Below are 13,996 nucleotides of genomic sequence, written 5' to 3'. Positions count from 1 at the left end.
TCACGACTCCGTTCGCTGTTGAAGGGTGTGGAGGAGTGATTCGGCGGTCCACTCCGTCGGTGCTTCCGCGGCCCATCCGGCATCGCGGTACGCGCTGAGCGCCTCGGCCTCCTCACCGGGGTCGTCCACGCTGATCACCGCTACTTTCTGTGCGGGCCATACGAGCTCTGCGGTGTACCCGTCGACGTAGTCGACGCCGATCTCCGGTTCCAGGGCGCCGGCCGCCTGGAGGGCGAGCGCGAGATCGTAGGTCCGCGCGTCCGCCACCAGGCTAAGTCGTACACCCGGCCATTCGTAGGAGGCGTCGACGGTACCGGTCGCGATACGCGAGGACGAGACCCGGTCTCGCCCTTCGGCGCTGGTGTGGCCGTCGCCGAGGTCGACCGGCGGCGCGTCGGCGAGCGCGGCGAGCAGGCCGGTGCCTTCGCAGACGGTGAGCAGGAACGGGTCGAACTCGCGGAGGCCGCTGGTGGTCTCCTGTACGCCGTCGCCGCCCTGACCGGGGAGGAACTGCAAGAGGTTGGCCCAGTACAGCCAGGATTTCCAGCGCCGCTTGTGCTCCTCGGTCCGGCCGATTGCGGCCGCGGAGTCGTCGAGGACGGCGATGGCGGTGAGCGGCTGGCGTCCGGCGGATCGGGCGTCGATGCAGATCGCCATCGGCAGGTCGTTGCCGTCGACGGCGCTGAGCACGGCGATCCGCCCGTCCTCGGGGACGGGGAGGTCGCGGCCGTCCACGGCGGCGTCGACTGCGGGGGCGACGCCGGCGGAGGTCGCCATGGTCTGCTTGGACGCCTTCGTTGCCAGGCCCATGACCGTGGCGGCCGTGCGGCGCGCCCAGCGTTCGGCGTCCGGGTCCTTCAGGTAGGCCATGAGCAGGTCGAGCGGGTTGCCCCAGGTGCAGGAGCGGGTGAGGTCGCCCGGTTCGCCGCCGAGGTTCCGCAGGGCCTCGTCCGCGGTCCGCCGTGCGTCGTGACGGTAGGGGGGCCAGGGGCTTTCGGCGTCGGGGTCGAGCCAGGTCTCGACGTCGTCCCAGGTGGCGGCGAAGACGCGGTAGCCGTGGGCGTGCAGGGTGCTGCGCTTGTAGGCGTCGTCGGCGAGCCGGTTGTGTTCGGCGCTGGCGTGGAAGGCGTAGCCGTCGAGGTAGAACGCGACGGTCTCGGACTCGGCGTCGAGGCGGGTGAACTCGGCGTCGGGGATGGTGCCTTCGATGCGCTTCTGCAGGCGGACCTTCCAGCGGACGGGTCGGTCGTCGGCGCCGGTGAGGAGCAGTTCGGCCTCGTCGCGGTGCTGGTCGATGAGGCGGACGCCGTCGGTCCGGGCGGCGTAGCGGCGCAGTTTGTCGAGGAAGCGCTGCTCCAGTTCCGACTCGGTCAGGCGCAGCAGCGAGATGTCGTGGACGCCGGATACCGGTTCGGTGCCCCAGTCGTCGAGGAGTTCGGCGAGCATCTCGATGGCGGTGCCGCGCGAGACGTGCTCGTAGTCGTTCTGGGGCGTGTGGGCGAGCAGGCAGCGGTGGCAGGCGCGGTGCTGCTTGCAGTCGCAGGCTTCGAGCCGTTCGCGGGCGGCGGCGAGCACCGAGCGCAGTGCGTCGGGCTGGGAGAGTCGGTCGAGGTAGCCGGTGCCGCTGGGCAGTTGGTCGAAGAGGACGACGAAGTTGCGGATGTCCCGGGTGCCGGTGTCGGGCATGGTCGCGGTGACGGTCGCCAGGTGGGAGGGGTCGCCCTTGTAGACGGCGGCGAGGCCGAGTTTGAGCGCCGCCTGGAAGGAGGCGAGCTTCTCGGCCTGGTGGAAGGTGAGGACGGGGACGAGGATCCGCAGCGTCTCGGTGGGCAGTTCGTGGGCGAGGATGATCTTCTGGTGCCCGGTGTTGGGGGTGCGGTTGCGGCACCACCGGCGGTGGTGCTCGCGGGCGGCGTCGCCGCGGCCAGCGAACTGGTGGTCCTGTTTGAGGCTGGGGTCCTCGTCGGTGCCGGTGCCGCCGCATTCGGGGCAGACCCAGAACCAGTTGATGTCGGTGTCCTTGCCGGCGAAGACGAAGGAGTCGCGGCGCTCGGGCCGCAGCAGGCCGAGGTTGAAGCGGCGGACGACGGCCTCGGGGGCGTAGTCGGCGCCGAAGGCGGCGCTGCGGTGGTGCCACCCGGTGCTGACGTGGGCGATGTCGACGGTGTCGACGGTGTTGTAGTAGGTGTTCAGGCGGTCGTCGCGGGCGTCGGAGATGTGCGCGTCGTCGTTTCGGTCGTCGGCCCAGCTTCGGACCGGTCGCAGGACCCGGTACAGCTCGCCGTTGTCGTTCATGGCGGTGCCGCAGCGCTCGCAGGGGCTGAGGTCGGCGGCGGCCTCATGGGTCCGGACGTGGCCGCAGCCGGGGCAGATCCGCCATTCCTCCCAGGCGGGGTTGGCCCGGGTGCCGACGTCGAGGCCGCGGACGGCGTGCTGGTAGCCGCGGGCGTAGAAGGTGCTGCCGGGGGCGATCTCGGTGAGGGCCTGGCGGGCCGGGCGCGGGTATTCGCGCAGTTCGGACGTGTACTCCTTGTCGCCCTCCGAGGTTTCCTCCACATTGGTGAGGGTGGCTTCGAGGGTGGTGGCGGTGTCGATGAGCGCGTAGTTGGGCAGGAGCCCGAATTCGACGAGCGCGTTGTGGGCGGGGGTGCGCCCGATGTCGCCGAACCGGCGGCGGATGCCTGCGGCTTCGGCGCGGAGCTGGCGAAGCTCTCCCTTGTCCTCGCCGTCGGGGTCGGTGAGTTCGCCGGCGGCGGTCTCGATCTGGGCGATGCGGTCGCGGAGGTGGGCGAGGCGGGCTTCCCAGTCGGCGGCGGCGATCTCGAGGCGCTTCTCGAGTCCGGGGCCGAACCAGTCCCGCAGTTCGTCGGTGACGCGCTCGGAGAGCTTGTCGCCGAACAGGTCGAGGAATTCGGCGCCGGTGGTGTGGAAGGAGGTTCGCGCGGCGGCCGAGAACTGGGCGAGCCAGCCGGTGTCCCCGAACAGGGCGGAGGCGAGCCGCGGCGGCTCCCCCACTCCGGGGAGTTCCCCGCGGCCGGCCTTGTCGAGCAGGAAGGCCGTGTATTGCCGTTTGAGGATTTCTACGGCCGAGAGGTAGGCCCCGGGCGGGCTGATCGCCGCGTCGAGCATGAGGCTCGGGTCGGCGAAGAAGTGCCGGTCGCGGGGGCGGCGGTCGGCGACGGTGACGGTGAGGGCGTTGCCGGTCTTGCGGCCGGCCCGCCCGGACCGCTGCGCGTACCCGGCCGGGGCCGGGGGCAGCCCGGCGAGGATGACCGCCGAGAGGTCGCCGATGTCGATGCCGAGTTCGAGTGTGGAGGTGGCGGAGAGGACGTTCGGGTCGTCGAATCCGTCGCCTTGGAAGTCGCGCTCGACCTTCTCGCGCTGTTCGCGGGTCAGGACCCCGGTGTGGTCGACGGCGCGGACGCGGAAGACTTCCTTCTCGCGGTAGATCCGCCGGTAGAAGTCCTCCCGCTCGGCCTCTCGGGGGCGCAGTCGCCCTTGGCAGCGCCAGCGGGGGCAGCGGGTTCCGGCCCAGGAGTCGCGGCGTTCGGGGACGACGGTGAGCCGGTGGTCGCAGACGTCGCAGGCGACGATCGCCTCGGCCGCGGCGTCGCTGGACAGGCCGGTGACGGCGATGTGCCCGGGGGTGAGGCCGAAGACCCTGGTGCCGGTGCCCGAGATCGTGCGCGCGGCGATGAGGCCGGAGTCGGCGAGCGCGGAGAGCAGCCGCGGCAGGTACTGGGCCGAGACCGACTCGGCGAGTCCGAGTGTCCGTCGGGTCCAGTCGGCGTACCAGGTGCCCCTGCGGGTCAGGGGCGTGAAGCCCTTCTTCTGGTACTCCTCGCCGAGGCCGAACTCGGGCCGGGAGATCGTGTCGGGGAAGGCGGGCATCCCGGGGGGACGGCCGCCCCAGATCGACCACGGCTTCGCACCTGCCGTGGTGATCCACTGGTCGAGCCAGCGGTGCTTGATCGCGCCGTTGCCGCGGAGCCGTTCGAGCAGGCCGCGCGCGTGCTCGAAGAACAACTCGGGTGAGGGGAGCTCAAGCGGCATGTCGCCGCGGCAGGTCTGCAGCACGTCGCGGGCGATCCCGGCGACCAGGTCGGGATCGGGCAGCGCCACTTCGGCGGCCGCGGTGCGGGTGGTCTCGAGGGTGCGCCCCAGGCGGGAGCGCAGGCCGAATTCGAGGAAGGTGTCGAACGAGACCCGGTCGGCGATGAGCCTCCATGCGGCGGGCGTGCCTTCGCCGGTGCCTTCGAGGAGGCGCTTCACTTCGGTCTGGTCGTGCAGTTCGACGGGGACCACGGCCGACAGTTCCGCGGTCTCGGGCAGTGCTTCGAGCGCGGAGGCGGCGAGCTCGTCGAGTCCGCGGGGCTTGTCGTCGGGCAGTTGCTTCGCGAGGTGGCTGCGCAGCGAGAACGAGTGCGAACGCGAGGACAGGAAACCGGCCCGGTGGGCGGCGTCCTGCACCGAATCGGAGAAGGCCAGGGTCTTGCGGGCCTCCAGGTCGGGTTCGAGCGACCGCGTGAACAGCTCGGTGACGACCACCGAGGCGAGCGTGACCGCGCCGGTGCCGATGAAGCGGATGCCGTTGTCGCGGTTGCAGGCCGGGCAGCGGTCCTCGCGCGCGGCGGCGTCGCTCTCCAGGTTGACCCACACGGGGATCGCCTCCGAGGCGTCCGCCGGCTGCTCGGCGTCTTCGGGCCTGGGTGCGTCTACCGCTTTGTCGGTCAGCGGGTCGAGCGTCCGAAGGTGCGCGAGGTCGAGTGCTTTGAGATGCGGTTCTTCGGCGGTGACGGCGTCGCATTCGGCCTGGGCGGCGGCGGTGAGCGCGCGCAGGCGGGACTTGGTCTTCTTGCGGACGGTGGCGCGGTAGATCTTGACGGCCTCGGTCTTGAGGTCTTCGGGGTCCTGCTCGGGCGAGAGCGCCATCCAGCCGGAGCGGCCGCAGTGGCGGCAGGCGATCGCGGGCAGCACGAGGGCTTCGCTGAGCGAGTCGTCGGAGTCCCAGTGGAACCGGGGAGCGTGGGAGACCTGGCGCAGGACGCGGTGGATCGCTTTCAGCCACAGGTGCGTCTCGACCTTGAGCAGCGGTCGGGACGGGAAGTCGGGGTCGCGGGCCACCGACAGCAGCGCGAGGTACCGGGCGAGCGCTTCGGAGGCCAGGGCACGGTCGGTGCGGAACACTTTCACCCAGGAGTCGAGCACGAGCCCGCGCCGGAAGGCGGCGAAGATCGCATCGAGGTCGCGGACCTGCCCGTCGGTGAAGACGTCGAGCAGCACGCGGGTGAGCGGGTGCCGCTTGAGCTTCGCGCCGAGTTCGACGGGCGTGAGGTCCCGTCTGCCGCAGACGAGCCCGGTCAGCTCGGCGAGAGCGGCGGGATCGTCTACCGGGTCGCCGGAGATCCCCAGGAACTCCTCGGGGGTCGGGAGGTTGAAGACCTCGTCGTCATCGGGTTCTTCGATGAACTCCCGCGAATCGAGCCGGTCCTCGACGATGACCGAGTCGGGCGCGAAGGGGACGCCGAAGACGTCCTCGGCGACTTCGCGGATGAGGTCGTCGGCGCCCTCGCCGCTGGCGAGGGTGGCGGAGGTGGCGACGGGGCAGACGGGGCGGTCCCCGACGGCGGCGTTGAGGCGGCGCAGCAGCATCGCGACGTCGGTGCCTTGGGCGCCGTCGTAGGTGTGGAACTCGTCGACGACGATGTAGGTGAGCTGGCGCGGGCCGAAGAGCGCGGCGTCGACGGGACGCTGGAGGATCAGGTCCAGCATCTTGTAGTTGGTGATGAGGATGTCAGGTGGTGTCGCTTGTATGTCGCGACGCTCGGTGAGGATGCGCTCGTAGGTGACCTCGGCCTTGTCGCCGATGTAAAGACCTGCGGTGACATCGGACAGGCGAGGGTCAGAGCTCAGCATTTCGTTGAGCCGCTTGGCTTGGTCGGCCGCGAGGGCGTTCATCGGGTAGAGGAACACGGCCTTGACGCCGGGGTTCGAGGAGTCGGCGTGGCGGCGGCAGTGGTCCAGGATCGGGATCAGGAACGACTCGGTCTTACCGGAGCCGGTGCCGGTGGTGACGATGGTCGGCTGCGGCTCGTGGCGCTTGGAGGAAAGCCGTGACCAAGCGTTCGCCTGGTGTCGGTGAGGGGTGAACCCCTCGGGGAGCCAGTCAAGGTCGGACTCCCAGCCGGGCGAGGCTGGCCGGAACGGGGTCCGGAGCCGGAGGAACGGCCCCTTGACGATCCCGTCTTCCGGGTCGGTCAGGAATCGCTCCAGTTCACGGGCGGACTCTCCGGTCATGCCGTACGTGGTGGCCAGGTACTCGACGACCTGGTCGCGCATACGAAGCGCGGCGAGCGAGGGCTTCATGACCCGGCCTCAGCCTGCTTGGCTTCGAGGCGACGAGTGAACTCTGCATGGGCGGCAGTCATCTCAGCGACTCTATCGGCTTTGTAGAACGGAGGGGAATAGCCGGAAGGAGGAGGAGCACCGTCGTTCAGGTGAGCTTGGAGCTGGATGAAGTCCTCCTTCGTCTGTCCGAGGCCGCCAGCCTTGGTGTCACCGCAGATCTTGCGACCGTTGGCATCGAACCAAGTCTTGTCTTCGCGTTCGGACAGCACAGGATATCGAGCGAGATAGATGGCCTCGAGCTGCTGGGCACTCATACCAAGCATGACCGCTACCAAGGCATCAATCTCGACAAGCGCAGCGCGGCGCTCATACTCAGTTCGGAGTGGTATGGCATCTGACCATTCCGCCTCAACCTGTCCAAGTTTCTGCAAGATCGGCCAGCCCAATGCCCAGGATTCCGACCTCCAAGCAACTGTGTATAGATCTCGCCAGATTCGCCCGTAGGCAGCCGTAAGACAATTTAGGCGGAGCGTTCGCAAAATTAGAGAGGTAGCGAGCTCGTGATCCGGTTCTGCAGCTGGCAGGTTCGTAACGTTACCTACTTGAAGGTCCGACGTACCGGAGATCCTAAGCAAGTAATCCAAAGGCAGCGACGCCCAGTAGCCAGCCAGTAGAACAGTGCTTGCTTGACTTTCAAGCACCATTGTATGCACAGGATGGACATGTGTAGGACCAGGTGGAATTATTGCGGCAAACAGACTTCGCTCACTTCGAAGATTAACTCTTCTTCTCCAGGCAAGACGATAAAATGATGAACAAGCTTGCAGTTGATTATCATTTTCGAAATCTATCCATTTTTCTTGAAATTGTATGAAATCCTCAGCCTTCACCCCAGGCAGATAGTTGGTTCTAGGAATCGCATCCGAATCAAGGGTAGTTAGATCCCAGGGAGAGTAGTCATTCTTATTCAAACACGGAATATTTGGATACTTGGCAAACGGTGTAGAGATCCCAAAAAATGGCCCCTGGAGGATAACATCGCTCCAGGTATTCACATTCCTGGTGTCTTCATAGAACCGGCCACGCGCACGATCGCGTTTTTCATCTAGTCCTCTAGTAATACGCGGCCCCAACGAACTGACTCGCCTAGGATATGAAACGATTGCAGAAATTGCTTCCTGCTCAGATACAGATATCGGATAGAGAAGCTTTGCCTGTCGAGTCTTGTCGTTCTCGGTGTCTTCGATTTGCGCCCACAGTGACAGCACTTCTTCATCGACTTCGATAAGCCTACGAGGATGTGGGCGAGTATCCCAGGTTCCAAGATTCTTCACACCTGGCACGAAAGCAACTTCTTCCGGCTTGAAGCCATAGTCTTGCATGAACAGGGAAGCTAGCAATGTTCTCGGTTCATAAACCCAGCATGCGTGTCGAAAATGTACCGATTGCTCAGCTCCATAGACATGTATGCCAAATTCTGCATTACTGTCAACTTCCTGGAACTGCGACTTAGTGTTAATCATATGACAATGGAGCCGAAGATGCCGGTATGCAGACTCTCTAAGGACCCCCTCATTCGCTCCCACAAAATGCGTGCCTGGATGTATCAAGCCCGCGGTGCCCGCCATACCAAGGTTTGACCATACTCGTGACATGAAACAGCGATAGAAATCTGGTTGCGTATTACCCAGGATCGGATATGTGACTGAGTTGCCACAAAACTCCAATGTTCCACGAAAAACTGCGTGTTCAGCTAGAAGAAGTTGCTTCGCTTGCTTCAGTGCGAAGACATCTGTCTTTCTTTCATTCCATTCGCTTCGTCCCGCGTTCGGCGTAAGAGCAAACCAAGGATCAATCTCCGCCTGGATCAGGTTTTCATCCCAACGGGGCCGTACCCACGGCGGATTTCCTACTTGGAGGTCAAATCCTCCGTTTTTAAAGACATGAGCGTATTGAAGTTCCCAATGAAAAAAGTTTTGTTCCTTGGCAATGTCAATGGACTGCTGAAGCCAGGGGTACTGCTCCCGGACCCGCGAAAAGTGCTGCATACCCATGTTCGTTGGGAGATGGTCTTCGAAGTCGCTCAGTTCAGGGAGACTCGTGAAGGCTCCGCGTAGCCCTTGGTCGTCGTAGTCAACTCGGCCAAGCAGAGCTTCGGCGAAGTCGATCCAATCGTCCAATTCTGCCAGGGGCACGATCCTTCGCTGGCGGCCAGTTGCCGTCCGGAGGTCGTTATCCTGGCTTCCCTCATACTTCACATGGCTGCCGTCCAACAACGATGCCTCCTGGACAGGCCAGAACCACAGGGCGCACCAGGCGTCCATAACCGTCTTCAGGCGCCAGTAGGGGGTGCCCGCTCCTTCGAGGTCGTCTTGCAGGGCTCCCAGTGTCTTGAGGACATCTTCCTTCGCGACCGGGTTACTCGGTTCCGGGAGGTCTTCGGCTCGCCAGACGTCGATCTTGCGCGCGATCTCCTGCTCGGAGATCTGGAGGCGCTTCTCGACCAGGTCCCACAGGTACTCGGCCCGCCTCGATAGGGCCTTCAAGCGGTTGATCTGCTTCTCTTTGGGCTTGGCCCGCATAGCCTTACGCCACTTGTTCAGCTTCTCGGCATCCTCCGGGGCGAGCTTCTTCGCCTCCTTCTCCCCCGCGACCGCTCCCCAGCCTTTCGCGGGGAGCAGGAAGTGGTGGATCATGCCTTCCGGCAGGTCTCCGTTCTTGAAGGGGTGCTCTACCGGCGCTGAACTCAGCCAGGCCTTGCTACGGACGTCCTTGGGGTCGTAGTACCTCCGGTTCGCGCCGATCAGCGAGTTACCTTGGCGCAGGTGGAGTCCGAACCATGGGGCTTGCAGCCCAGGATGCATGACGTTCAGCCAGAGTGAGATCTCCGCCAGCTCAACCGCCGTCGCGTTCAGGTCCACCCCGTACGAGTTGTGCAGGGCGATGTACGCCTTGACCTTCTGCAACTCCCGCTGGTAGTCCTCGGCAGGCAGTTCCGTTCCCAATTCCTCCTGGCGCTTCTGGAGGTACCGCTCGGCAACCTGGTTGATGGCCTCGTTCAAGAACGCGCCGGACCCCAGGGCGGGCTCGCAGATCTTCCAGCGCAGCATCTCAGCCGCGGTCACCGGCTCGCTCGCCTCTTCCATGCGGTAGTCGAGCGCAAGCTTGACCGTCGCCTTGGTCAGCGATTCCGGGGTGTAGTAGCTCGCCGAAGTCTGGCGGTCGCGACCGGCCAGACGGTACACGAACTGGCCTACCTCGTACCTGACCCGCTTCAGTTCGCCGGTCCACGGGTCCTCGCGGCGTACATACACCTCGTCCGGGTAGTCGGCCACCTTCGAGGCGGGCACCAGCCAGGAGCCGTCCTCGGGGTCGCCGCCCTTGGCGACCTCCAGGAGTGCTTCGTCTTCCGCGATCCGCCCCGTGTAGGACATCAGGCCCTCATAGACCGCACCGAGCTGGTTGATGCCCAGTTGCGCATAGGAGATGAAGCCGCCCTGCCGACTCGTCGCTGCCGCCGAGCGCCCCCTGCCGCGCTTCGCTCCGCCCTTGGTGAGCATGAGAAGCCGGAGCACCGCGTGGAGCGCCCGGTTGCGCAGGCGAGTATCGACGCCGCCGTGGTCCTCGACGTAGACGGACTTGCCGATGAGCTTGATCGCGGCGGGCTCGAACAGCTCGGACCGCATCGGCTCGAAGCGGATGCCGGCGCTTTCGCTCTCCCCCACCGGCTGGTCATGCCGGTAGCCGCGGTTGACCCGGTTGAACAAAAGGTTCAGGGACTCGTAGAAGTGGAAGCCGTCGTTCGAGGCGGAGTCGAGGTCGGCGACGACCAGCTCACCGAGGCGGGCCAGGGAGTAGCCCTCCATGTATTCGGGATGGTCCACCGGGAGAATGCCGGTGTCGGGGCGGGCCTCGGCATAGAGCAGGAACAGGATCCGGTAGAGGTAGCGCAGGGATTCGCGACGGAGCTGGTCGGCGAGGTCCTTGGCGTCGTCGGCGACTTCGATCTCGTCCAGTGCTACCCCGGCATCGCGGAAGCGGGCGAGGACTTCGTTGGCGACGATTTCGACGCTGCGGCGCAGGGCCTCGCGGAGGTCCTTGGAGACGCCGACCGCGTGGCGGCTGGATTCGTCGACGAGCGCTGCGAGCGGGCTTTCGGTCTCGCCTTCGGGCTTGCGCAGCATCTCGGCGCTGAAGAGACCGGCGATGAGGTCGAGCTCGCCGCCGTTCTTCACGTCGTTGCGTTCCAGTGCGACATCGAGGTCGACGGCCAGGTAGCGGCCGGAGCCCCACGCGAGGCGGTCGGCGAGGACGACGATGCCGCCGGCGAGGATGAGGACGTAGCGCGGCGGGGTGTCAGCGGTGAACAGCCAGGTAGCGAGCTTGTCGGCGGTCTCGATCCGCTCCGCCTGGGTCGTGACCGGATCCTGGAGCCTGCCTGCGCCTTCGGGGTCGAAGGCGTCGTCGAGTTCGGTGGCGAATCCGGCTTCGACGGCGACCAGGCCGCCTTCGAAGTCGCCGTCGAGGCAAGCAACCGGGACGTCATGGTCGTTGTCGGCGCGCTGGACATTGAGGACCTGCGGTTCGGGGTCAAAGCCGAGACCGGCCAGGAGCTCGGCGTGCCATGCGCCGAGGCGCTTGGAGACCAGCTCGGTCTCTCCGGATTCCTGGAGTTCGCGGATGTCCAACCGGGTCTTCTGGTACGGGACTCGGAGAGAGCGCATACGGCTGCGAGGCGTGGACTTGCCGGCCTTGGCGTCGGCGGTCCAGCGCGACCAATGCTGCTTCTTGAGGGCGGCGGGGAGTAGCTCGGCCAGGTAGTGGTTGGAGAAGTATTCGCCGCGGTTGGTGATGGAGTCGTAGATCATGCGCTGCTCCTAGACTTCTGACACGAGGACGGCGAGCACGCGCAGGAGCGGCTGCCCGTCGGTGGCGAGTTTCTCAATGTGGTCGCGTTGGGCCTCGGCGGTGTTCGCCACGGCGTTTCTGCGGCGGCCCGCGTTCGGAAGAAGGTCGTCGAGCCCGTGGAGGGCGGCCTGCTGCCAGTCGCCCAGGCGGGCCTCGTGTTCCTCGATCTCCTCGGCGATGACCGCGTCGGCCGCGTCGCGACGGGTTTCAAGATAGCGGCGGGCGGCGGCGATGGCCGGTTTGACAAGGGCTTGCAGCGGGGTTGTGTCGTAGGGGCGGCCGGGATTGGCCATGCGGGGTCCGACACCGGCGGTGTGCAGCCGCTCGATGAGGTCGCCCTTCACCTCCGGTTCGGCACCGTCGAGACCGGTGACCGTCATCCATTCGACGACCGCGGGCTGCCCGGCCTTGTTGGTGTAGACGCCTTGGACGGCGAATACCGGTTCGGGCACGCCGCAGTGGATGATCGGGGCCTTGCCGCGGCCAAGCCTGACGAGGGCCTTGTCGACCAGCCATTCGACGAGCGGGTGCAGGTCGGAGAGGTAGGCGGTGTCGGGCCAGGCCATGTCGGTGTCGTCGACGGCCTTCTCGAGCCGTTTCCGGGCGTAGTCGCGATCGCAGGTGACTCGCAGCCGCTCGGTGACCCTGTGCTCCTTGAGGTATGAGGGCGGCAGCACCTGGAGCCGCTGCTTCAGGTCCTCGGGCGGGTCGATCATGAGGGTCTGGTCCTCCCAGTCGGCTTCGACGCCGAGGACGTCGAGCGCGGTCTCGACGAAGGACCGGGTATCTGCGAACAGGCGCGGCTGGACGGCGCGCAAGGGGGCTTCGGCGGGAGCGTCACCGCGGGCGTCGGCGGAGGCGTTCAGCATCGACAGCATGTCGCCCGGTTTCGGCTGCGTCACGTCGGGGACGGTCTCGTCGACGCCGCGTCCGGCGATGAGGCTTTCGAGGATGCGATTGGACTCGACCTCGGAGTCGACGTCGAGCGCGGCGGCCTCGACGCTGCCGAGCGCGGCCGCGGCGGTGGCGGCCTTCCGCACGAGCTTGCCGGAGACGCGGGTGTCGTCGAGGTCGGTGAAGGCCTCGGACTTGAGCAGCAGGGCCGTGAACTGCGGTTCGCGGAGCTGTCCATACCGGTCGATGCGGCCGTTGCGCTGCTCGATGCGGATCATCGACCACGGCACGTCCCAGTGGACAAGCTGGTGGCAGTGCTGGTGGAAGTTGACGCCCTCGGAGGCGATGTCCCCGGTGACGAGAACCCGCAGCTTCGAAGAACCGAGCTGGAACTGCTCGACGACCTTCTGCTGATCGGTGTCGACGAGCCCGCCGTGGAGAACCTCGACCTGGTCCGGCTTCAGCCCCGTCAGGGCCGGGATCTCCTCCGCGAGCCAATTCACCGTGTCGATGCGCTCGGAGAAGACGACGACGCGGGCGTCCGACCTCGGACCGACACCGATGTCCTTGAGGTGTGCTCCGAGCGCGTCGAGCTTCGCGGGCGCGGCGATCCGGCCGTTGAGGTCCGCGAGGCGGCGGAGCGCTTCGGCCTCCGGTCCGGTCGCGGTCCTGAGGCGCCTCTTCACCGTCTCGGCGAGCGCGGCCGGCGAGGAGAGGAACGCCTTGATGAGCGTGAAGGGGAACAGGCGCCGTTCAGGCCCGATGACGGTGCAGGTGCGGGGGTCCCAGGTGCGGGCGAACTCGTCGAAGACGGCTTCCTCGGCCTCGCTGGGGGCGACGTCGACCAGGCGCGGCTCGCCGCGGTCGGCCCACCGCCCGTAGATCTCGCCGCGCACCTCGCGGTCGACTTTGGTGCGGCGGATGTAGAGGTCTTTGATGTCGGCGGCCGAGTAGTCCTTCTTGTCGGCGATGGTCGTGGGGTCGAGCAGGTCGATCAGGCCCGCGAAGGACTCGGCGTTGCCGTTGTGCGGGGTGGCGCTGGCGAGCAGCAGCGCGTCTGTCCTCGTCGCGAGCAGTTCGGCGAGCTTGCGGCGCTGGCTCTTGGTCTGGCCTCCGACCAGGTTGTGGGACTCGTCGAGGACGACGGCGTCCCACTGGAGGTTCTCCAGGTGGTGGCGGTAGGCCGATTCGTTCTTGAGCGTGTCGATCGAGATGATGACGCGCTTGTGGACGGTGAACGGATTGCGTCCGGCCGGTAGCTGCTGCTGGATGCGGGAGATGCCGACGGAGTCCATGCGCAGCAAGGGAATCGAGAAGCGCGTCCACATCTCGCGCTGGAACTGCTCGAGGACGTGCTGCGGGGTGACGACGAGGATGCGCTCGCCGCGGCCGCGGCGGATCAGCTCGGCCAGCGTCAGGCCGATCTCGAGGGTCTTGCCGAGGCCGACGACGTCGGCGAGGAGGATGCGCGGACGCAGCCCCTTGAGCGCCTGCTCGGCAGGGCGCTGCTGATAGGTCATGCCGTTGAGCAGGAAGCTGTCGGACATCGCCAGTCCGCGCTCGGTGCGGGCCAGCGGAGTGCGGCGCAGGACCGCCTCCAGGAACAGCCGCGAGTGCGCATACCGGGACGAGTTCTCGGTGACCAGCTCGGTGTCCTCGGGACGGATGGGCACGACGTCGTCGAGCTCGGTGAAGAAGGTGGCCTCGACGCCGCGCACCAGGTCCGAGATGCCCACGACCTTGAGCTTCGCGCCGTCGTGGTCTGTGCTGCGGCTGTCCAGCACCATCCATTCCTCGTCGCGGACCTCCACGCGCGCGCCTTGGACGAAACTGGTCTCGGTCATAC

At 66.3% G+C, this 13,996-nt stretch carries 3 protein-coding genes; all 3 read right to left on the bottom strand.

Annotated elements, in window-relative coordinates:
* The 3 genes from CUT39_RS03075 to CUT39_RS03065 are packed head-to-tail and all read right to left on the bottom strand — an operon-like array spanning nt 1 to nt 13,994.
* On the bottom strand, nt 1–6,366 hold the full coding sequence (locus CUT39_RS03075; RefSeq protein WP_100444503.1) for a DEAD/DEAH box helicase: 6,366 nt from the start codon (nt 6,364–6,366) through the stop codon (nt 1–3).
* On the bottom strand, nt 6,363–11,216 hold the full coding sequence (locus CUT39_RS03070) for an Eco57I restriction-modification methylase domain-containing protein (RefSeq protein ID WP_100444502.1): 4,854 nt from the start codon (nt 11,214–11,216) through the stop codon (nt 6,363–6,365). Before CUT39_RS03070 ends, CUT39_RS03075 begins: the two co-directional genes overlap by 4 nt.
* A gap of 9 nt (nt 11,217–11,225) precedes the next feature.
* Entirely contained in the window at nt 11,226–13,994 is a 2,769-nt protein-coding gene (locus CUT39_RS03065) for an SNF2-related protein (RefSeq protein WP_100444501.1), read from the bottom strand.
* Between the last annotated feature and the right edge of the window lie 2 nt (nt 13,995–13,996).

It is taken from the genome of Glycomyces xiaoerkulensis, from assembly GCF_002798405.1.
GTDB classification, from domain to species: Bacteria; Actinomycetota; Actinomycetes; order Mycobacteriales; family Micromonosporaceae; genus Glycomyces; species Glycomyces xiaoerkulensis.
The sequence above is the reverse complement of the archived record's forward strand: the minus strand, read 5'-3'. Positions and strand labels throughout refer to the sequence as shown.

Bases quoted from the DNA above. Each gene is read 5' to 3' on its own strand.
- CUT39_RS03075 (WP_100444503.1), bottom strand. From the start codon at position 6,366: ATGAAGCCCTCGCTCGCCGCGCTTCGTATGCGCGACCAGGTCGTCGAG.
- CUT39_RS03065 (WP_100444501.1), bottom strand. From the start codon at position 13,994: ATGACCGAGACCAGTTTCGTCCAAGGCGCGCGCGTGGAGGTCCGCGAC.
- CUT39_RS03070 (WP_100444502.1), bottom strand. From the start codon at position 11,216: ATGATCTACGACTCCATCACCAACCGCGGCGAATACTTCTCCAACCAC.